The 21,106-nt window shown below is 63.9% G+C and carries 16 protein-coding genes; 7 read left to right on the top strand and 9 right to left on the bottom strand.

Going from position 1 to position 21,106, the window contains the following annotated elements:
- Positions 1-168: 168 nt before the first annotated feature.
- The 5 genes from OO306_RS12320 to OO306_RS12340 form a co-directional block, all read right to left on the bottom strand.
- Positions 169-780 (bottom strand): cell wall hydrolase, encoded by a 612-nt coding sequence (locus OO306_RS12320; protein ID WP_027593568.1) that lies wholly within the window; start codon positions 778-780, stop codon positions 169-171.
- A 34-nt stretch (positions 781-814) separates the two neighbouring features.
- Positions 815-1,732, bottom strand: a complete 918-nt coding sequence (locus tag OO306_RS12325) for an AEC family transporter (protein WP_265968877.1) — start codon at positions 1,730-1,732, stop codon at positions 815-817.
- Between the two features lie 109 nt (positions 1,733-1,841).
- A complete protein-coding gene (locus tag OO306_RS12330; RefSeq protein WP_085274271.1) occupies positions 1,842-2,705 on the bottom strand; it encodes a LysR family transcriptional regulator in 864 nt (287 codons plus the stop codon).
- Positions 2,706-2,786: 81 nt separating this feature from the next.
- Complete coding sequence (locus OO306_RS12335; protein WP_085274270.1) at positions 2,787-3,635, bottom strand: proline/glycine betaine ABC transporter permease; 849 nt, start codon at positions 3,633-3,635, stop codon at positions 2,787-2,789.
- A complete protein-coding gene (locus tag OO306_RS12340) occupies positions 3,632-4,648 on the bottom strand; it encodes an ABC transporter substrate-binding protein (RefSeq protein WP_265968878.1) in 1,017 nt (338 codons plus the stop codon). Before OO306_RS12340 ends, OO306_RS12335 begins: the two co-directional genes overlap by 4 nt.
- Before the next feature lie 175 nt (positions 4,649-4,823).
- Here OO306_RS12340 and OO306_RS12345 point away from each other — a divergent pair, with 175 nt between their 5' ends.
- Positions 4,824-6,740 (top strand): S8 family serine peptidase, encoded by a 1,917-nt coding sequence (locus OO306_RS12345; protein ID WP_265968879.1) that lies wholly within the window; start codon positions 4,824-4,826, stop codon positions 6,738-6,740.
- 32 nt (positions 6,741-6,772) lie between these two features.
- Here OO306_RS12345 and OO306_RS12350 read toward each other — a convergent pair whose 3' ends face one another.
- Positions 6,773-8,917, bottom strand: coding sequence for a methyl-accepting chemotaxis protein (locus OO306_RS12350; protein ID WP_265968880.1), 2,145 nt, complete (start codon positions 8,915-8,917; stop codon positions 6,773-6,775).
- A 187-nt stretch (positions 8,918-9,104) separates the two neighbouring features.
- On the opposite strand from OO306_RS12350, the gene OO306_RS12355 reads away from it, so the two are divergent.
- Complete coding sequence (locus OO306_RS12355; RefSeq protein ID WP_027593561.1) at positions 9,105-10,424, top strand: Na+/H+ antiporter family protein; 1,320 nt, start codon at positions 9,105-9,107, stop codon at positions 10,422-10,424.
- Between the two features lie 13 nt (positions 10,425-10,437).
- On the opposite strand, the gene OO306_RS12360 is transcribed toward OO306_RS12355, so the two are convergent.
- The 3 genes from OO306_RS12360 to OO306_RS12370 all read right to left on the bottom strand — a co-directional run bounded on the left by OO306_RS12360 (position 10,438) and on the right by OO306_RS12370 (position 15,149).
- On the bottom strand, positions 10,438-11,445 hold the full coding sequence (locus OO306_RS12360; protein WP_238213309.1) for a FecR family protein: 1,008 nt from the start codon (positions 11,443-11,445) through the stop codon (positions 10,438-10,440).
- Positions 11,446-11,615: 170 nt separating this feature from the next.
- Complete coding sequence (locus OO306_RS12365; protein WP_265968881.1) at positions 11,616-13,385, bottom strand: acyl-CoA dehydrogenase C-terminal domain-containing protein; 1,770 nt, start codon at positions 13,383-13,385, stop codon at positions 11,616-11,618.
- Positions 13,386-13,526: 141 nt separating this feature from the next.
- Entirely contained in the window at positions 13,527-15,149 is a 1,623-nt protein-coding gene (locus OO306_RS12370; RefSeq protein ID WP_265968882.1) for an acyl-CoA synthetase, read from the bottom strand.
- A gap of 195 nt (positions 15,150-15,344) precedes the next feature.
- On the opposite strand from OO306_RS12370, the gene OO306_RS12375 reads away from it, so the two are divergent.
- The 5 genes from OO306_RS12375 to OO306_RS12395 all read left to right on the top strand — a co-directional run bounded on the left by OO306_RS12375 (position 15,345) and on the right by OO306_RS12395 (position 20,729).
- Positions 15,345-16,751 carry a sensor histidine kinase gene (locus OO306_RS12375; protein ID WP_265968883.1) on the top strand — a complete coding sequence of 469 codons (1,407 nt, stop codon included), beginning with the start codon at positions 15,345-15,347 and terminating at the stop codon, positions 16,749-16,751.
- A 12-nt stretch (positions 16,752-16,763) separates the two neighbouring features.
- The gene (locus OO306_RS12380; RefSeq protein ID WP_099429124.1) at positions 16,764-17,381 is read left to right on the top strand and encodes a response regulator transcription factor; all 618 of its coding nucleotides are present in this window, start codon (positions 16,764-16,766) and stop codon (positions 17,379-17,381) included.
- 121 nt (positions 17,382-17,502) lie between these two features.
- Positions 17,503-17,976 carry a MarR family winged helix-turn-helix transcriptional regulator gene (locus OO306_RS12385; RefSeq protein WP_099429125.1) on the top strand — a complete coding sequence of 158 codons (474 nt, stop codon included), beginning with the start codon at positions 17,503-17,505 and terminating at the stop codon, positions 17,974-17,976.
- A 30-nt stretch (positions 17,977-18,006) separates the two neighbouring features.
- Positions 18,007-19,200 carry an HlyD family efflux transporter periplasmic adaptor subunit gene (locus OO306_RS12390; protein WP_099429126.1) on the top strand — a complete coding sequence of 398 codons (1,194 nt, stop codon included), beginning with the start codon at positions 18,007-18,009 and terminating at the stop codon, positions 19,198-19,200.
- Complete coding sequence (locus tag OO306_RS12395; protein WP_186680211.1) at positions 19,197-20,729, top strand: DHA2 family efflux MFS transporter permease subunit; 1,533 nt, start codon at positions 19,197-19,199, stop codon at positions 20,727-20,729. The genes OO306_RS12390 and OO306_RS12395 overlap by 4 nt, the downstream gene beginning before the upstream one ends.
- Positions 20,730-21,106: the final 377 nt, after the last annotated feature.

Genomic DNA, 21,106 nt, shown 5'->3' on the forward strand with positions numbered 1-21,106 from the left:
AGGCCGGTGAAAGCAGCGAAGATTCACTGTGCTTTCACCGGCCTCTTCGCAGCACAAGGCTGCTCCTACACCCAAACACCCAAACACCCAAACACCCAAACACCCAAACACCCAAACACCCAAACACCCAAACACCCAAACACCCAAACACCCAAACACCCACACACATCAGCGGGCCTGCGCCTGCTTAGGCTTGTAGAACAGAAAATGTGTGGTTACCGCAGTCTTGCGGTAGGCCTTGGCCCAATCCGGGTGCACATTGCGGTCGTGGAAGTACAGCGCACCGCCGGTAGGGTCCTTGAGCTGCTGGTTGAGCGCCTTGCGCGCGATTTCTTTGGCGATGTCGTAACGCTGCGCTTCCTCGACCTGGTCCGAGCGCCCGTCACACCACCAGGAAAACTGGCAGGCCTTGGTTTCCACGCCTTGTTTGACGACGCCACAAATGGTGTCCGGGAAGCCATCATGCCCCAGGCGGTTGAGCACGACACTGGCCACCGCCGTCATGTCCTTTTCGTTGGCCCCCTTGGCTTCCCAATAGATGGTGCGGGCCAGGCAGGTAATGCTGTCGTCCAGCGGCGATTGGCCTGCCGGGTCGACTGCTTTCACTTCGCCTGGGGTGATGGTTTCGGCCTTTTTCGGCGGCGGGGCGTCCTCGACCACTTTTTCTTCAAGGACTTCGGCCTTGTCCTCGGCGACCGCGGCCTTGGCCGTGTCTGCAGCGTGCAATGGGCCTGCAAGCAGGGCCGAGGTCAAGCCGATTACCATCCACGAGAGGCGCATGGCCGAGCTTCCGATCGCTGAGTTGATTCAGAGTCTAGCCAAGCGTAAGCATTAGCACCAAAGGAAGGGTTGCGGCGGCTACCACGGTCTGCAGAGCGATGATGGTGGCCATCAGCGGTGCGTTGCCGCCCATCTGCCGGGCCATCACATAGGACGACGACGCCGTAGGCAAGGCCTGGAACAGCACGGCCACGACTGCCGCCTGCCCACCCAGGCCCAGCACACGGCACAGGCCCCAGGTCGTCAGCGGCATGACCAGGAACTTGAACGCCGAGGCGGCCATCAACGGGCGCACCTGGCGGCCGACGCTGGCACCGCCCAAGGCTGCGCCCACGCACAGCAGGCCCAAGGGCAGGGCGGCCTGGCCAAGCGCCTTGACCGTCGGTTCAAGCCCTGCCGGCAAGCCCAGCCCTGTGACCCGCAGCAGCAGGCCACCCGCGCAGCCAACGATCAGCGGGTTGGCGAAGATCGCCCGCAGTACCGTGGCCAGTGAGCTGTGGCGTGCGCTGAAACGGGCGAACACCAGTACGCACAGCAGGTTGACCAAGGGCACGATGGCGGCGTTGGCAACGGCCGCCAAGGCAATGCCAGCACTGCCATAGATGCCCGCCGCCAGGGTTGCGCCGATGTAGTTGTTGAAGCGAATGCCACCCTGGAACACCGAGGTGAAATCGGCACCGTCATGGTTCACCGCGCCTTGGTACAGCACCAGCAGCAAGGCGCCGAGCAGGGTCGACAGCATCAGCACTCCGACCATGCCCAGTATCGGTACCCCGTCGAGGTTGGCGGTGGCCAGGCCATGCAGGAACAGCGACGGCAGCAGCACGTAATAGCTCAGGCGTTCGGCACCGGGCCAGAAGGTTTCGGCCAGAAAGCCGCGCACACGCAGAAAGGTGCCCAGGGCGATCAGCAGGATGATGGGTAGCAGTGTGGTCAGCAGTAGGTGGAGCATGGTCGGCGTTCCGTCGTCGGGTACCGCTACAGACTACGGGGGCGATTTGGTTTGTAAAAACGTTGTTTTCTTCAGTGACCGTTGAGAATAACTGCACGGTTGATGCGATTTAGGCGTCCAGGGCCGTCTTTAGCACCGCACTCAGGTGGCGCCGCTGGCTTTTCTCATGCTCCAGCAGCACCACCCGGCGCGTCAGTTGCGGTTCGCCAAACGGCAGGCAGGTCGCCGGCGGCAAGCGCTGCAGGTCCGCGTCGGCCATGGGGATGATGGCCACGCCCAGGCCCATCACCGCCATGCTGGCCAGGGCTTCCTGGCTGTCCAGCTCCATTTGTTCGCTGACTTGCAGGTGCTGGCGGCGCAGCTCCTGTTCGATCTGCCGTCCGGCCCAGGCGCGTTTGTCGAAGCGCAGGAACGGTTGGCTGGCCAGCAGCTCGGGCACGCTCTGGCCAGCCAGGTCGGGGCTGGCGATGGCCCAGAAGCGGTCAGCGAACAGGGGCGTGAAGACCAGGCTCTGCGGGTAAGGGCTGACCGGCTCGGTGGTGATCGCTGCATCGAGTTCGCCGTCTTCGACGCGCCGGGCCAATTCCGCCGACATGCCCGACGCGACACTGATGTGCAACTGCGGGTGGTGAGTCTTGATCCACAGCAGGGCTTTGGGCAAGCGCCGGGCCAGCACCGTGTGGATCGCCCCCAGGCGCAAGCGGCCACGTAGGCTCGGGCCACTGGCCAAGGCATCGGCCAGCTCGTCATAGGCGCCGAGGATGCTCTCGGCGCGCGCGACCGCCAACTGCCCGGCTTCGGTCAGCACGACTTGCCGTCGGCTGCGATCGAACAGGGTGACCTGCAGTTCGTCTTCGAGGGTCTTGATGTGCAGGCTCACGGCCGAAGGGGTGAGGCTGAGCAGGTCGGCGGCACGGGCGAAGGTGCCGTGGCGGGCGATGGTCACCAGGGTGCGCAGGGCTTTGAGGGACACGCGAAGGGGCTCCAGGGCTGAGCGGGCAGACGTGCATTGTCAGTGCGGGGCCGGTCGCCGGCAAGCCGGCATCTGCGTACTTCAACGCCCCGTGCGCCCATACGCCTGGCTGATGCGGTCAATCACCATGGCCAGCGCCACGATCGCCAACCCCGCCTCGACGCCCTGGCCGACGTTAAGGGTCTGGATCCCCGCCAGCACATCCTCACCCAGCCCGCGGGCGCCAATCATCGAAGCCACCACCACCATCGACAACGCCATCATCACCGACTGGTTGAGCCCGGCCATGATACTGGGCAGGGCCAGTGGCAGGGCGATGCGACGTAGCCGCTGCCAGCGGCTGGCACCCAGGCCGTGCGCAGCCTGCAACAAGGACGGGTCGATCTGCCGCAAGCCCAGTTCGGTCAGCCGCACCAGTGGCGGCAAGGCGTAGATCAGGGTGGCGAACACCGCCGGCACCTTGCCCAGGCCAAACAGCATCAGCACCGGGATCAGGTAGACGAAGGCCGGGAGTGTCTGCATCACATCCAGCACCGGCATCAGTAGCCGTCGAGCCAGCGGGCGGGACGCCAGCAGAATGCCCAGCGGCACGCCAACCATCACGCACAAGCCCGTGCTGATCAGGACCAAGGCCAAGGTTTGCAACAGCTTGTCCCACAGCCCGAGCACGCCGATCAAGGCCAGCAGGGCCACCATCATCAGGCTGCGCAACAGGCTGCGGCTGGCATGCCAGGCGAGCAGCCCGACCACCAGCAACAGCGCCCACCAAGGCAACAGGCGCAGCAGGTTTTCCAGCCCCACCAGCAGTTGCAGCAGTTGATCCGAGAGGCTGCGCAAGTGGTCGCCGTAGTTCAACACCAGCCAGTCGACCAGTTGGTTGACGCGGCCCGCGAAGGAAAATTGCAGGGCTTCGGGAAAGCCGCCGCTCATAGGCTGCCCTCGACCTTGGCTGCGACCTGCGCAGGCAACCAGGCTTTCCACACGTCGCGGTTATCGCGCAAAAAGGCGAGGGCAGCCTGGTTGGGCGGGATGCGCTTTTCGCTCATCTCGGCCAGGGCGCTGTTGAGCCGATCGATCGGCAGGTCGACTTTTTCGAACACCGCCACCAGGTCCGGGTAGCCTTCTTTGAACGCCTTGGAAACGCCAATCGACAATTTGGCTGGCAGTGACTGGCTACCTTGCGGGTTGGGGTTGCTGGCATCTGTCAGGGTGGCCCAGGCCTTTTCATTGAAGGGCGGCTCTTGCAAGCGGATCAGCTTGTAGCGCCCCATGAGCGGGGTCGGGTTCCAGTAATAGAACAGCACTGGCTGGCCGCGGCGGATGGACGAGCTGATTTCGGCATCCAGCGCTGCGCCAGAGCCACTGCGGAAGTTGTTGTACAGCGCATCCAGCCCATAGGCCTTGAGTTTCTGGCTGTTGACCGTCTCGGACGTCCAGCCACTGGGGCTGTTGAGGAAGCGCCCTTTGTCCGGCATTTCAGGGTCGCTGAACACCTTGGGGTAACGCTTGAGGTCGTCGACACTGCGCAGGTCCGGTGCCAAGGGCTTGAGGTTGCGTGACGGGTCGCCCTGGATCACGTAGGCTGGCACCCACCAGCCTTCCTCAGCGTGCTTGACCGTGTCGCCAAGGGCAAACACCTGCCCAGCCTGCTCGGCCTTGATCCACGCGGGGCTGCGCCCGGCCCATTCCTCGGCGATCACCTGCAGGTCGTTGCGGGCCAAGGCCACTTCCATGCTCACGGTGCTGCCGGGCAGTGTGTCGGTGGGGTAGCCGTAACCACGCTCGACGATCAGGCGCAGGATCTCGGTGGTCAGTGCACCGCTTTCCCAACCAATGGCGCCAAAGTGAATCGGCGCGTTGCGTTCCGCTGAGGCGGCGCTGTCGGTGCTGGCCAAGCCAAAAGCCAGCAGCAGGCCGGCCAGCAGCGTTGGAATTCTTTTCATCGGGGCCTCCTCGGTAGCCGCTGAGTCAGTGCCGGCAAGTGTAGACGACCCCTTTGCTTGCTTTGCCTGGCGGGAGGCAGGGAAGGCGCTCTCTCTGTGCCCCGTGGCGCGCGGTTGCAAGAGTGTGCGTTGCCATTTCGGCAGCACACTTGGCCCACGGCGCGAGGCATTCCTGATGACCCTTGATTTGAGTTTCGTCTATTACCGCAACTTCTGTTTCGATGGAAAATTTCACGTTCGGTGCATGGGTGCAGACCTGCACAAGGTCAGCCGTATTCGCTACGAGCTGGAGCGGGCCGGGCCTGAGGGCGCGGTGTCGTTCAGAGGGGTCTCGGTACAGTCCGAGGTACACACTGGCCGCTTGGGGGACCATGGATGCCCGGCCACGTTGATCGCCGAAGAAGCGTCAGGTGTCTATAGCATCCGGCCAAGAGTCGTCCTGTTGGATGAACATGCCCGGGCCATGAACCGGCCTACCGGCGTTGCCGGGATCATTGACTTGCCGCCCTTGGTGCTCGAGATCAAGGCCGAGGAGTTGAACCGACGCGTGCTCGAAAAAATACCGCTGCCGTCTGCGGGCGGGCGAGGCAAGCGTGAGGTGGGCCAGAGCAGCCGCGAATACGAACCTCGTGAGCAGCTCGCGCAAGGCCTTGCGGCAGTGGCGCCAGGTGCCGCGTACCCCACGCTGGTTATCGCGTTCGAAGCGGGTGGCTACCAACGGCTGCTTGATGATCTGCAGCCCGATTCAGGCTCGGTACTGGTTCGTTATTGGCCGAATCTGAATACCGTGCTTACCCCCCGGCCTGTTCTGGATGAGCAGGAGCAGCACGACGATCGGCTCCAGGCATTACGCACGTTCTGCTATCTGGAGCAGCCGCCGAGCATGCTCAACGACACTTACCTCGCACTGCTCAAGACCCTGGCCGCGCTGGAGTACGTGCAGTCCATGCAGTTCCTGCAAGCCAGCGCCCAGCCAAACCTGATCTTGCTTGGCGCGGCGGCGGTGGTAGCCACGCTGTTGACCGGCGCCGCCGTGGTGGCGGGCAATCGAGCCCACGAAAATGCCCAGCCCACGCCCGACTTCGAGCCTCGCCAGCATTACCTCGACGCACCAGGGCCAAGATGGAAAGGATTGAACGTGCGCAAGGCCTGGGCCGGGGGGGTAACTGGGCGAGGCTCGCGGATCCATTTCAGTGACGGCGGGTTGTTTGCGGAACACGAGGACCTGCGGGGCAACCCTGACCTGAAGATCGTATCGCTAGCGCCCAACGACGATCCCAAGCACGGGACTGCCTCTGTGGGGATCATCCTGGCAACGCGCAATGGGTTTGGGGCAACGGGGGTCAGTCACGACAGCGAATTGTACCTGTACCACAACCGCTCCAAGGATATTCACGGCAACAATCAGGTGCTCAAAGACCTGCTGCGCAACGTGGAACCCGGGGATATTGTCGCCATCAATCGTCAATCCGCCAACCCCGCAGTATTCAGCACCCTGCTGCCGTCCTTGCACGACAAGGCCTGGTGGACAGTGATGCAGCAACTGACCCAACGCGGCGCTGTGGTGGTCAACGCGGCGGCCAATGGCAGCAGCAAGACCCTGGCGCAACAAGGGACTCAAGCCAACCAGGGCGTCGACCTTGCCAATTGGCCCTACTTCGACGACTACGGCGACGCCGGTGTCATCTTGATTGGCGCATGCCAATCGTACAGCGGCAAGCCCCACACGTACTCCAACTACCGCTACCGCCACCGCATGCTCAATGGCTGGGGCGACAGCGTAGTGACCCTGTCCAGAGGTGACTTGCAGGACTTACCGGGTGAAAACAGGGACTACTCCGAGAACTACGCCGGCACCTCCAGTGCAACTCCCATGGTGACGGGCGCACTGAGTCTGATCCAGTGCTATGCCATGGAGCACCATCACGTCTACCTGAATGCCGACCAGATGCACCTGCTGGTCATGGCGTCCGGGTATGAAGACGCCACCGAGCCGGGTACCGATGTACTGCCGATGGGGGCCAGGCCCAACGTTCACGGTGCGTTGGTAATGCTCGATCGCATACTCGGCAACGGCCGCTTCGAACCTTGAGGTGAGGCCGGCAAGCGCCGGCCTCTAACGCATCAGACGCGGAATTGATCCATCAGCGCCTGTTGTTGATTGGCCAGGCTGTTGAGCGACTGGCTGACCCGAGCCGACTCGTTGGCTTGCCCTGACAGCGATTCAGTGACATCGCGAATGGTTGCGACATTGCTGTTGATCTCTTCGGCCACCGCGCTTTGTTCTTCGGCGGCCGAAGCGATCTGCAGGTTCATGTCGGTGATCACCGTCACTGCCTGGCCGATGCGCTGCAGTGCTGTGACGGCCTGGCCGACCTGCTCCACGCCACCCTGGGCCTGGCGGTGGCTGTTGTCCATGGCACCGACCACTTCGCGGGTACCGGCCTGCAAGGCCTCGATCACCTGACGGGTTTCTTCCACCGACTCCTGGGTGCGCCGGGCGAGGTTGCGCACTTCATCGGCGACCACGGCAAAGCCACGGCCGGCCTCACCGGCGCGGGCGGCTTCGATTGCAGCGTTGAGTGCCAACAGGTTGGTCTGCTCTGCAATCGAGCGGATCACTTCCAGCACCGAGCCGATTTTTTCGCTGTTCTGCGCCAGGCCCTCGACTTCGGCCATGGCGTTGTTCATGTCGGCGGCCAAGGCATCGATGCTGTGGGTGGTGCGGTCGATCACGGCCAGGCCCTCGCGGGTGGCCTGGTCGGCCTCGCGCGCTGCCTGCGCAGCCTGGGCAGCGCTGCGGGCAACGTCCTGGGCGGTGGCGCTCATTTCGTGCGAGGCGGTCGCCACCTGGTCAACCTGGCGGTACTGCTGCTCCATGCCAGCGCTGGTCTCGCTGGCGATCGCCGAGGACTGGTCAGCCGTGCCACGGGCGGCCTGCACCGAACGTTTGACCTCGGCAATGGTGGGCTGCAGCTTGTCGAGGAAGCGGTTGAACCAACCGGCCAACTCGCCCAGTTCGTCCTGCTTCTGGTAGGTCAGGCGGCGGGTCAGGTCACCTTCGCCACTGGCGATGTCCTTGAGCATCGCTGCCACGCCCAGAATCGGCCGGGTCACACCACGCGCCATCAGCCACACCAGCAGCAGGCCGGCGATTGCAGCGGCCAGGCCCAGGCCCAGCTCCAGCAAGGTGCCACTGGTGTTCAGTGCATCGAGTTCCTGTTTCAACGTTTCGGCGGGCCCGGTCAGGGCGTTTTCCGGCACGTCCAGAAGCACGCCCCAGGGCTGGGCGCCGGGGATCGGCTCGAAAGCCGCCAACACCTTGAGGCGTTGCTGGTCGTGCAGGATGCTCAGCTTGCCCTCGGCCAGCTTGCGCACCAGTTCGGCGCCCTTGGCCGTGTCGACCTGGTCGAAGCGCTGGGCCAGCTTGCCGGCATCGGCGCTGTAACCGGCCAACAGGCCCACCGGGCTGAGAATGCCCACGGTGGTGCGGCCTTCGTACAGGCTGCGGCTGGCATTCTGGGTCAAGGCCTGCAGGCTGTTGAGGTTGATGTCGATCGACAGGGTGGCGATCACCTTGCCGTTGACGGCCAGGGGGAAGACGATGCTGGTCATCAGCACCCGCTGGCCATCGATGTCATAGAAGTAGGGCTCCACCACGCAGACCTTGCCGCTGCTGCGCGGGCACACCCACCACGTGTTGGCGGGCTGGCCGCTGGGGCCGACCTCGGTGTTGGCCATGTCATGTTCAGGCAGGGCCATGGCGGTCAGCTGGCCGGCACGTGGTTGCGACCAGTACAGCGCGAAACGCCCGGTTTCGTTGCTGCCTAGCTCTGGCTTGGCAGTGAACAGGTTGTCCTTGTGGTCCAGTGCGTTGGGCTCGAACACCAGCGACATGCCGAGCAGGTCAGGGTTGGCCTGCAACGCGGCGCGCACCTGGCGGGTCATGTCCTCGCGCAGGTCGTAGGCGTCGAGGAAGCGCTTATCGGCCTGCTCGCGCAGGAACAGCACCTGGCGGGCGAAGCCGGCGCCGTACTGATAGGCGTCCATGAATTGACGGCGAATGTTCAAGGCTTGCACTTCACCTTGCGACTCGATGCGCCCTTGGGCCGCATCGGTGAGCATCTGCATGCTGCTCGCCTTGACCAGGTCCGAGCTGTGGTCCATGCGGTACAGCGAAAGGCCGACGAGCAGGGTGACGATGCCGGCCAGGCACAGACCGGCGAGCAGGGTGATCTTCCACTGGATGGAAAGTTGTCGCAAAGGCATGGGGCGAATCCCTTGTAATAGTTCTGGCTGTCGACTGTGTCGGCCATCGCGCTTTTTTCTTTATTCAAACGTTCAATTTAAATTAAGGCGGGGCTGAGTAATGCGCCGCAACATGGCGCTTTTGACATCTGCCGCCCACTGCTTCAGAGTGCGCGCTTTTTTTCTGTCCTTATGAGGTAAGCCAACCATGAATGCAGTGATCGCCGCGGTCGGCATCATGCTGATACTCAGCCTGTCGCGGGTACACGTGGTCATCGCCCTGATCATTGGTGCCTTGGTCGGCGGCCTGGTCGGCGGCTTGGGCATCGAGGGCACGCTGAAGGCCTTCAATGGCGGGCTGGGTGGCGGCGCCACCGTGGCATTGTCGTATGCGCTGCTGGGCGCCTTTGCCGTGGCCATCGCCAAGTCAGGGCTGGCGCACGCCCTGGCCGATCGGGCCTTGGCCATGATCGACCGCCAGGGCCATGCCAATGGCGGCAAGGTGAAGTGGATGATGATCGGCCTGATGCTGGTGGTGGCGGTGTCGTCGCAAAACATCCTGCCCATCCACATCGCCTTCATCCCGCTGCTGGTGCCGCCGCTGCTGTATGTGTTGACGCGTCTGCGCATCGACCGTCGACTGATAGCTTGCGTGATCACCTTTGGCCTGATCACCCCGTACATGTTTCTGCCGGTGGGCTTTGGCAACATCTTCCTCAACGAGATCCTGCTGGCCAACGTCGCCCGCGCCGGGGTCGATGTGAGCGGCGTCAATGTCACCCATGCCATGGCCATTCCGGCGGCGGGCATGCTCGCCGGCCTGTTGTTGGCGGTGTTCTTCAGCTACCGCAAGAAGCGCGACTACGACCTGGCGCGTATCGAGCAGGTCGAGCAGGTCAGCGTGCAATATAACCCGTTGACCCTGATGGTCGCTGGCCTGGCGATCGCGGCGGCGTTTATCGTGCAGCTGTTGCTGGACTCGATGATCATTGGCGCCATGGTCGGGTTCCTGATCTTCTCGCTGTCGGGCATCGTGCGCTGGAAAGACACTGACGACCTGTTCACCGAAGGCATGAAGATGATGGCCATGATCGGCTTCATCATGATTGCCGCGTCGGGTTTTGCCGACGTGATGAAGGCCACCGGCGAGGTCAAGAGCCTGGTAGAGACATCGGCGCAGTGGATCGACCACAGCAAGGGCGTCGGCGCCTTGCTCATGCTGCTGGTGGGGTTGCTGGTGACCATGGGCATCGGCTCGTCGTTCTCCACCGTGCCGATTCTGGCGGCGATCTTCGTGCCGCTGTGCGTGCAACTGGGCTTCGACCCCGTGGCCACGGTGTGCATCGTGGGTACCGCCGGGGCATTGGGGGATGCAGGTTCGCCCGCGTCGGACTCGACCTTGGGCCCGACCTCGGGCCTGAACGTGGACGGCCAGCACCACCACATCTGGGACACGGTGGTGCCGACCTTCATCCACTACAACCTGCCGCTGCTGGCGTTTGGCTGGTTGGCGGCGATGACGCTCTAAGGCGAGGAGGGCGTCAGCCCTTGTCGGGCGGCGGCGAGATCCTGTTGAGGACTGTGCTGCCGTCCTTGCTGCGGGTCAGGTAGACCGGCAGCACCTTGGGCAGGTTATTGACCAGGCGCCCGACTTCGCGGGTGTTATAGATGCCGCTGATGCGGATCCGCCCGGTGCTGGCATCGGCCAGCAGCAGCGGGGCGTCGAGGTAGCGGTTGATCACCGGCAACGCCTGTTCCAGGCTCAGGTTATCGAGCACCAGCTTGCCATTGCGCCAAGCCAGGGCATTGCCGTAATCGTCGCTTTGCGCGAGTTGCGGCTCGAAATCGCCCTTGTGATAGCTGGCCTGCATCCCAGGGCCCAGGCGGTAGCCGCCGGCACTGCCGTCGCTGGACACCAGCACCGAACCTTCCACCAAGGTGACCTTGACCTGGTCCTGGTACTTCCAGACGTTGAACTGGGTGCCGGTTACCCGGGTCTGGCCGCGGCCAGCGTGGACGATGAAGGGGTGCGCACTGTCGTGCTGGACCTTGAAGAACGCCTCGCCGCGCTTGAGGGTAACCTGGCGCTGGTCCTTGAAGTTGAGGTATGTCAGCTCGGTATTGAGGTTGAGCTGCACCGTGCTGCCGTCGCTCAGCTCTACTGTCTGCATCCGGTCGCTGGCTTCGAAGTGCTGGTAATGGTTGGGCAGCCAACCTTGTTCCCAGCCCATCCAGCCTGCCAACGGCAGTACCGCCAGGGCGATGGCAGCAGCCGAGGCCAGCGGGCGCCAGTTGCGAACGCGTGCGGCCTGGCGTGACGGCGGGTTGAAATCGACAACGGTCGCGTTGCGTGGCAGCAGGTCGGCGGTCTGCCAGATTTCCAGCATCGCCTGGTATTCCTCGGCGTGCCGTGGGTCAGCCGCCCGCCAGCGGGCGAACGCCTCGCGTTCTGCCGCCGTGCAATCTTCGGCGTGCAGGCGCATGCACCAATGCGCGGCGGCGTCGGTAATGGCATCGTCTGGGCTGGGATTGAGGCGGTCGTGATTCATTGCGGCTCCGGGTTTTGCGCATTCTACCCTTGCTAGAGGGTTCCCGAGAACCGAGGTAATGGCGAATGACTATCAGTTGTGCCGGTTTTTCGTCGGATTTGCAATGGAATTTCAGCGTTTGAGAACCCTTCGCGGGCAGTGCCGGGGGGCGCTTTACGCCCCCACGCTTATCAGAACTGTTCCGCAGTCAACCCGTACAGGCTCGCGCTGCCGGCCTGGATACTGGCTTCCAGCCCCAGGCTGCGTGGCAACACGCGCTGGAAGAAGAACGCTGCACACGCCAGTTTCGCCTCATGGAAGGCCGGGTCTTGTTCGCGCTTGGCCTGCGCCACGGCGGCCATGCGCGCCCACATGTAGGCGTAGGCGGTCAGGCCGAACAGGTGCAAATACTCCACGGCCACGCTGCTGACCAGGTTGGCGTCCTGGCTTGCGCGTGCCCGCAGCCAGGCGCTGGTGGCTTCCAGACGCGCAACACTGGCTTGCAGGGCTTCGCGGTACAGTGGCGCGGCAACGCTGAAGGCGCGCACTTCGGCGGTGAAACTGGCCAGCGCCTGGCCACCGTCTGCCAGCACCTTGCGCCCGAGCAGGTCGAGGGCCTGGATGCCGTTGGTGCCCTCATAGATCTGTGCGATACGCACGTCGCGCACGCGTTGTTCCTGGCCCCATTCGCGGATGTAGCCATGGCCGCCATACACCTGCTGGCCGAGCACGCAGCTTTCCAGGCCATTGTCAGTGAAAAACGCCTTGGCCACGGGCGTCAGCAGTGCCACCAGACGCTGGGCATGTTCGCGTTCTCCGGCGTCTTCGGCGTAGCGGGCCAGGTCCAGCTGTTGCCCCACGTACGCCGCAAAGGCCCGGCCACCCTCGGTAAGCGTGCGCATGGTCAGCAGCATGCGCCGCACATCGCCATGCTGGATGATCGGGTCGGCCACCTTATCCTTCGCCTGCGGGCCCGTGGCGGCACGGCTTTGCAGGCGTTCGTTGGCGTAGCGTGCGGCGCTCTGGTACGACGCTTCGGCGCAGCCGATACCCTGGATGCCAATGGACAGCCGCTCGTAGTTCATCATGGTGAACATGGCCGCTAGGCCCTTGTTCGCATCGCCGACCAGGTGGCCGATGGCGCCATCGAAGTTCATCACGCAGGTGGCCGAGGCCTTGATGCCCATCTTGTGCTCGATCGACCCGCACTGCACGGCGTTGCGTTCCCCCAGGCTGCCATCGGCATTGACGTGGTACTTGGGCACCAGGAATAGCGAGATGCCTTTAGCCCCCGCCGGTGCATCCGGCAACTTGGCCAACACCAGGTGGACGATGTTTTCGGTCAGGTCCTGCTCGCCGCCGGTGATGAAAATCTTGCTGCCACTGATGCGGTAGCTGCCATCGGCCTGGGGTTCTGCGCGGGTGCGGATCAACCCTAGGTCAGTGCCGGCGTGGGGTTCGGTCAGGCACATGGTGCCGGCCCAACGGCCTTCATAGAGCGGCGGCAGGTAGCTGGCCTTGAGTGTTTCGCTCGCGTGGGCATCGATTGCCAGGCAACTGCCGGCACTCAAGGCCGAATACAGGCTGAAACTGCAGTCGGCGGCGTAGAGCATTTCTTCGAACAGTACGCCCAGCATCTTCGGCATGCCCATGCCGCCATGCTCAGGGTTGCCGCCCAGGCCAACCCAGCCACCCTCCCGGTAGGTGTGCCAGGCGTCGCGGAAGCCATCCGGGGTGGTGACCTGGCCGGCTTCGAAATGCACACCCTGCTCGTCACCGTTGCGGCTGAGCGGGGCGATCAGCTGGCTGGTGACCTTGGCCGCTTCTTCGAGGATGGCATCGGCTGTGTCGGCGTCGATGCGCTCGGCCAGGGCGGGCAGGCGTGCCCACAGGGCAGGGCCCTGCAACACATCGTGGAGGATGAAGCGCATGTCGCGCAGTGGGGCGGTGTAGTGGGGCATCGTCGGCTCGAAGAAGTGAGTTATAGGTTGTCTGGCCGGGCCTCTTCGCGGGTAAACCCGCTCCCACCGGTTTAATGCAGTTCCCAAGAACGGCGCTGTTCTTGTGGGAGCGGGTTTACCCGCGAAGAGGCAGTTACAGCCTTAAAGGGCTTTGGCGCGGTCGCGCAGGACGTACTTCTGGACCTTGCCGGTGGAGGTCTTGGGCAGCTCGCCAAAAATCACGGTCTTCGGCACTTTGAACCCTGCCAGGTGCTCACGGCACCAGTTGGTGATGTCGGCTTCGCGGGTGTCTTCCCGGCCAGGCTTGAGCGCCACGAAGGCGCAGGGCGTCTCGCCCCATTTGTCGTCGGGGCGCGCCACCACGGCCGCTTCCAGCACCGCTGGGTGTTTGTAGAGGGCGTCTTCGACTTCGATGGTGGAGATGTTTTCGCCACCGGAAATGATGATGTCCTTGAGCCGGTCCTTGATCTCGACATAGCCATCGGCATGCCAGACTGCCAGGTCGCCAGTGTGGAACCAGCCGCCGCGGAAGGCCTCGGCCGTGGCCTCAGGGTTTTTCAGGTAACCCTTCATCACCGTGTTGCCGCGCATGAAGATCTCGCCCAGGGTGTTGCCGTCGCGCGGCACCGGGGCGAGGGTTTGCGGGTCGGCGACCATGAGGCCATCGAGCGTCGGGTAGCGCACGCCCTGGCGGGACTTGATGCGTGCGCGCGCTTCCAGCGGCAGCGCGTCCCATTCCTCATGCCAGGCGCAGACCGTCACCGGGCCGTACACCTCGGTCAGGCCGTAGGTGTGGGTCACCTGGATGCCCATTTCTTCCACCGCGCCAATCACCTTGGCGGGGGGCGCGGCGCCTGCGACCATGGCCTGCACCGGGTGCTCGATGGCAGCTTTGGCGGCCTCAGGCATGTTGACCAGGGCGTTGAGCACGATGGGCGCGCCGCACAGGTGGGTGACCCGGTGTTCGCGGATCAGGGTGAGGATCTTTTGCGGGTCGACCCGGCGCAGGAACACGTGGGTCCCGGCCAAGGCGGTGATGGTCCAGGGGTAGCACCAGCCGTTGCAGTGGAACATGGGCAGGGTCCACAGGTACACCGGGCGGTGGCCCATGGCCCAAGTCATCTGGTTGCCCAGCGCGTTGAGGTAGGCACCGCGATGGTGGTAGACCACGCCCTTGGGGTTGCCGGTGGTGCCGGAGGTGTAGTTGAGCGAAATGGCCTGCCATTCGTCATCGGGCCATTCCCAGGTAAATTCCGGGTCGCCCTCGGCCAGCAGGGCTTCGTAGTCAAGCGCGCTGACCGCGCGGCCTTCGCCGTACTCCGGGTCATCGACGTCGACCACCAGGGGCGGGTGTTCGAGCAAGGCCAGGGCGGCTTCGATGACCGTGTGGAACTCGCGATCGGTGATCAGCACCTTGGCCTCGCCGTGTTGCAGCATGAAGGCGATGGCTTCGGCGTCCAGGCGAACGTTGAGGGTATTGAGCACCGCACCGGTCATGGGCACGCCGAAGTGCGCTTCGAGCATGGCCGGGGTGTTTGGCAGCATCACCGCGACCGTGTCGCCACGGCCGATGCCGCGCCCAATCAGGGCACTGGCCAGGCGCCGGCAGCGTTGGTAGGTTTCCTGCCAGTTGCGGCGGATGGCGCCATGGATGACAGCCGGGTAGTTACCGTACACCGCAGCGGTGCGTTCGATGAAGCTCAGTGGGGTGAGGGCGACATGGTTGACGGCAGCGGGCATCAGGCCCTGGGCATAGATCGACATGCGGTAATCCTGTAGGGGAGGCAAGCGCAGCCTGTGCGCGTGACCCCCGGTGGCTGATTGTTAGCTCTGTTCAGGGTGTGGAAAAGCGTACGGTTGGCCGCTTTCCCCTGTCGCAGTTTTACGCGAGTCGCTATGGTAGATGGAATATCGACTATAGCAATATAGTAAAACTACTATAACAACGAGTCGCATACCGTGGACAAGACCCTGTCTCCCTTGCTCGCCAAAGACCCGCAGCCCAGCCTGTTGCTGGCCGCCGATGCCAGGCCGCTGGCCACCAACCCGGCCTTGCAGGCCTTGCTGCAGGAAGGCCCGCCGCTGGCGGCCTGGCTACCGGCCAACTGCGCCGCGCTGGTGCGGGCCTGCCTGCGGCAGCACCGGGCAATTGCCGACGTGGAAGTACAGGTTGGCGAGCGCATCGTGCTGTGGACCTTTATCCCTGACGACCAGGGCCAGCAGGTGCTTGGCCGCTGCCGTGACGCCAGCGCCGAACGCCAGGGTGCACGCGAAGCCAGCCGCGCCCGGCGCTTGTACCGCTTGATCATCGAGAACACCACGGACCTGATCTCCCGGCACAGCCCTGACGGGCGCTTCCTCGACGCCTCGCCGGCGGCCTTCCGCCTGTTGGGCCGGTGGCCCGAGCAACTGCGTGGCATGGCCGTGCGGACCTTGCTGCACCCGCGTGAACGCCGCCAGGTGCTGGCCCAGGCTGCTGCTGCCCTGGACCAGGATGGCTACCACACCATGACCTGCCGGGTGCGCCAGGCGGCGGGCGGCTACCGCTGGTTCGAGATCGCCAGCCGCGCTATCCGCGAGACCTACACCGGGGCAGTGGTGGAAATCGTCAGTGTCTCCCGGGATATCACCCTGCGCATCGAGGCCCAAGAAAGCCTGGCCCACAGCGCGCGGCTGGCCACTTTGGGCGAGCTGGCCTCGGGCATCGCCCACGAGATCAATCAGCCGTTGGCGGCGGTGGTCAACTATGCCAACGCCAGCCAGCGTTACCTGCAAGGCCTGGAGCGCGACCCGCAGGCGCGTGAGCGGGTCGGCCAGGGGCTGCAGCGCATCACCGAGCAGGCTACCCACGCCGCGCAGGTGATCCGCCGGCTACGTGTGTTCCTGCGTAAAGGGCCCCGCCGGCTGCAAGCGCTCGACATGCTCGATGTGGCCAATGAAGCCATGCGCCTGTGTGCCTGGGAGGCGGCGCGTGACCAGGTCAGCATCGAACTGCGCATGAGCGCGCAATTGCCGGCGGTGTATGCCGACCGGGTGTTGCTGGAGCAGGTGCTGCTGAACCTGCTGCGCAATGCCATCGATGCCAATCGCGAACAGCAGGGCGAACGGCCCTCACGTATCCTGCTGGGCGCCGTGCGCGAAGGCGACGGCGTGTTGGTCGAAGTGACGGACCAAGGGCCGGGCGTGGCGGCCGAGCGCCTGGATGAAATCTTTACCCCGTTCACCACCAGCAAGGCTGATGGCCTAGGGCTGGGCCTGAGCATGAGCCGCAGCCTCATCGAAGGCTTTGGTGGCAGCTTATGGGCACGTGCGGGCGCGGACGGTGGGTTGGTGTTGTGCTGCCGCTTGGCAGTGAGCAGGGAATAACGGGAGGTCAGGGTGCAAGCGAAGGTGTATGTGGTCGACGACGACCAGGGCATGCGTGATTCCACGGTCTGGCTGCTGCAGTCGGTGGGGCTCGAGGCCCTGTCGTTTGCCGGTGGGCAGGCGTTTCTGGATGCGTGCATCGATGACGGGCCGGCCTGTGTGCTGTTGGATGTGCGCATGCCTGGGCTGGGCGGGCTGGCGGTGCAGCAGTTGATGAAGGAACGGGGCCTGGACCTGCCGGTGATCTTTGTCAGTGGCCATGCCGACGTGCCGATCGTGGTTAGGGCGTTCAAGGCCGGTGCCTGCGATTTCATCGAGAAACCCTACAGCGACCAGTTGCTGCTCGACAGTGTGCAGGCGGCATTGGAGCGGGCAGGGCGCGCGCGTCAGGGCGACCAGGCGTTGGCGCAGGTTCAGGCGCGGGTCGATGGCCTGACGCCACGGGAGCGCGATGTGTTCGTGCCGTTGGCCCAGGGCTTGAACAACCGCGAGATCGCCGAGCGCCTCGGGGTTAGCGTGAAGACCGTTGACCTGTACAGGGGGCGGGTGATGAAACGGCTGCAAGCAGGAAGCCTGGCGGAACTGGTAGGCATGGCGATCGCTTGCGGCGCTGTGCCAGCGTTGAGGTAGGGGCGGCCCACAAAGGTCCGGGCTATGCAAATTCATGAAATTTTGCATAGCACCCTAATCAAAGCTTTGACATTCACTGCCTAGGCAGTAATATTTTTAAACAATTACCCGGGCAGACTCCATGGCGCATTTCTCTCCAGAAAACTTCCAGACCTGTGCCATCGGCATGCTGCTGGGCCGCGCGGCGATCCTCAAGGACCGCATTCTCGACTGGCACCTCGAATCAGAGGGCGTCACCGCCGCGCAGTTCAAGGTGTTGATCATCGTCACCCAGTATCAGGTGGACACCCCGGCCGAGCTGTGCCGCTACCTGGGCCTGGACAGCGGTTCGATGACCCGCATGCTCGACCGCCTCGAGCAGAAGGGCCTGATCCTGCGCAACCGCTGCGCCGACGACCGACGCCAGGTGCGCCTGGCCTTGACCGCCGATGGCCAGCGCCTGGCGGACCGGCTGCCAGAAATCGGAGCGGCAGCGATGAACGAATTGTGCGGCGCACTGCAACCCGAAGAGCTCAAGACGCTCGAGCGCTTGTTGGCCAAGGTGCTGCTCAGCGCTGGCGACCCTTTGACGATCCGCCGCTTTGGCGATCGTTGACCCCTGTTACGCATTATCCAAGGTATTGTCATGGCCACTTCCACAGACACCCCAACCCCTGCCGACGCGCCTGCGCCGTCGCGCAAACGCAAGGCCTGGCTGCTTGGCCTGCTTCTGCTGCTGATCCTCGGCGGTGTCGGCGCCTGGGCCTGGTATTCCCTGGTCGGGCGCTGGCACGAAAGCACCGATGACGCCTACGTCAATGGCAACGTGGTGGAGATCACCCCGCTGGTGACCGGCACTGTCACCAGCATTGGTGCCGATGACGGCGACCTGGTTCACGCCGGCCAAGTGCTGCTGCAGTTCGACCCGTCCGACAGCGAGGTGGCGCTGCAGTCCGCCGAAGCCAAGCTGGCGCGCACGGTGCGCCAGGTGCGCGGCTTGTACAGTAATGTCGATGGGCTCAAGGCCCAGTTGCAGACGCGCCAGGCCGAATTGCAAAAGGCCCAGGACAACTACAACCGGCGCAAGGTGCTGGCCGACAGCGGTGCGATTGCGGCAGAAGAAATCTCCCACGCCCGTGACGACCTGAGTGTGGCCCAGAGCGCCCTGGCCAGTGCCCGTCAGCAGCTCAACACCAGCACCGCGCTGGTCGACGACACCGTGGTTTCCTCGCACCCTGAAGTGATGGCAGCCGCTGCCGACCTGCGCCAGGCTTACCTCGACAATGCCCGCACCACCTTGGTGGCGCCGGTGACCGGGTATGTCGCCAAGCGCACCGTGCAACTGGGCCAACGCCTGCAGCCGGGCACCGCGACGATGGCGGTGATCCCCCTGGACCAGGTGTGGATCGATGCCAACTTCAAAGAAACCCAGCTGCGCGACATGCGTATCGGCCAGCCGGTGGAAATCAGCGCCGACCTGTACGGCAGCGCGGTCAAGTACAGCGGCACGGTCGACAGCCTCGGTGCAGGCACTGGCAGCGCGTTCGCTCTGCTGCCGGCGCAAAATGCCACCGGCAACTGGATCAAGATCGTGCAGCGGGTGCCGGTGCGTATTCACCTAAGCCCGGACCAGCTCAAGGACCATCCGCTGCGTATCGGCCTGTCGACGCTGGTGGAGGTCGACTTGCACGACCAGAGTGGCCCGACCCTGGCCCAGCAACCGCCGCAGCAGGCCAGCTACACCACCCAGGTGTACGACCGCCAACTGGTCGATGCCGATAACCTGATCGCCCGGCTGATTCACGAGAACAGCGCATCCGGCAAGACGGCGCAGCGATGAGCAACCAGGCTGCCGCCCAGTTCACGCCGCCGAGCCTGTTGCTGACCACCATCGGCCTGTCGCTGGCAACGTTCATGCAAGTGCTCGACACCACCATCGCCAACGTGGCCTTGCCGACCATTTCCGGCAACCTGGGGGTGAGCTATGAGCAGGGCACCTGGGTGATCACCTCGTTCGCCGTGAGCAACGCCATCGCCTTGCCGCTGACAGGCTGGCTGAGCCGGCGCTTTGGCGAGGTGAAGCTGTTCATCTGGGCCACGTTGCTGTTCGTGCTGGCATCGTTCTTGTGCGGCATCGCCCAGTCGATGCCGGAGCTGGTGGGCTTTCGTGTGTTGCAGGGCGTGGTGGCGGGGCCGTTGTACCCGATGACCCAGACCTTGCTGATTGCGGTGTATCCGCCAGCGAAACGGGGGATGGCCCTGGCGCTGTTGGCGATGGTCACGGTGGTAGCGCCGATTGCCGGGCCGATACTGGGGGGCTGGATCACCGACAGTTACAGCTGGCCGTGGATCTTCTTCATCAACGTGCCGATCGGCCTGTTTGCCGCCGCTGTTGTACGCCAACAGATGCGCTCGCGGCCGGTGGTGACCAGCCGCCAGCCGATGGACTACATCGGGCTTTTGACGCTGATCGTGGGGGTGGGGGCGTTGCAGGTGGTGCTCGACAAGGGCAATGACCTGGACTGGTTCGAGTCGTCGTTCATCATCATGGGCAGCTTGATCTCGGTGGTGTTCCTGGCGGTGTTCGTGATCTGGGAGCTGACCGATCGGCATCCGGTGGTCAACCTGCGGCTGTTCGTGCACCGCAACTTCCGGGTCGGCACCATCGTGTTGGTCGGGGGCTATGCGGGGTTCTTCGGTATCAACCTGATCTTGCCGCAGTGGTTGCAGACGCAGATGGGTTATACGGCGACCTGGGCGGGGCTGGCGGTGGCGCCCATCGGGCTGTTGCCGGTGATCATGTCGCCCTTTGTCGGCAAGTACGCGCACCGGTTCGACTTGCGGCTGCTGGCGGGGTTGGCGTTTCTGGCGATTGGCACGAGCTGCTTCATGCGGGCTGGGTTTACCAGTGAGGTGGACTTCCAGCATGTGGCGTTGGTGCAGTTGTTCATGGGGATTGGCGTGGCGCTGTTCTTCATGCCGACGTTGAGCATTTTGCTGTCGGACTTGCCGCCGCATCAGATTGCCGATGGCTCGGGGCTGGCGACCTTCCTGCGTACGCTGGGGGGGAGTTTTGCGGCGTCGCTGACGACGTGGATCTGGATACGGCGGGCGGATCAGCATCATGCGTATCTGAGTGAGAATATCAGCCAGTTTGATCCGGCGACGCGGCATACGCTGGAGCAGCTTGGGGGGGCCAGTGTGCAGAACTATGCGCGGTTGGAGCAGATCGTGAATGCGCAGGCTTACATGATGTCTACGGTGGACTATTTCATGATGATGACTTGGGTGTTTGCGGGGTTGATTTTGTTGGTTTGGTTTGCGCGGCCGCCGTTTACGGCTAAGGCTGGGCCTTCTGCGGGGCATTGATGGGATAGTAGTTGTTGGTGTTGTTGGTGTTGTTGGTGTTGAAGGTGTGGCAGGGGCCAGTTGCCAAGGCGACGCTTAGTCACCTTTCCGCCCTTACGGCGGGTCACTTTTTGGCAAACGCCCCAAAAAGTAACCAAAAAGGGCTGCGCTCCATCATCCGGCCCCTACGCTGCGCTTCGGGGTTCCCTCGCTCCGGCCTTGCTCCCGGGAGGACCGCGCTGCAGGGCCCATCCTGGGCCCCAGCGCTTGACGGGCATCCTTGCCCGTCACCTCCCTCCGCAAGGCCTGCGCTCGGCCTCCTGAGTCGCTGAAGGTCAAAAGCCAGATCAAGATCAAGAGCTGGATCAAGAGCTGGGGCAACGTCGCGTGCGATTGTG

It is taken from the genome of Pseudomonas sp. DCB_AW (genome assembly GCF_026240895.1).
Taxonomy (GTDB): domain Bacteria; phylum Pseudomonadota; class Gammaproteobacteria; order Pseudomonadales; family Pseudomonadaceae; genus Aquipseudomonas; species Aquipseudomonas kermanshahensis.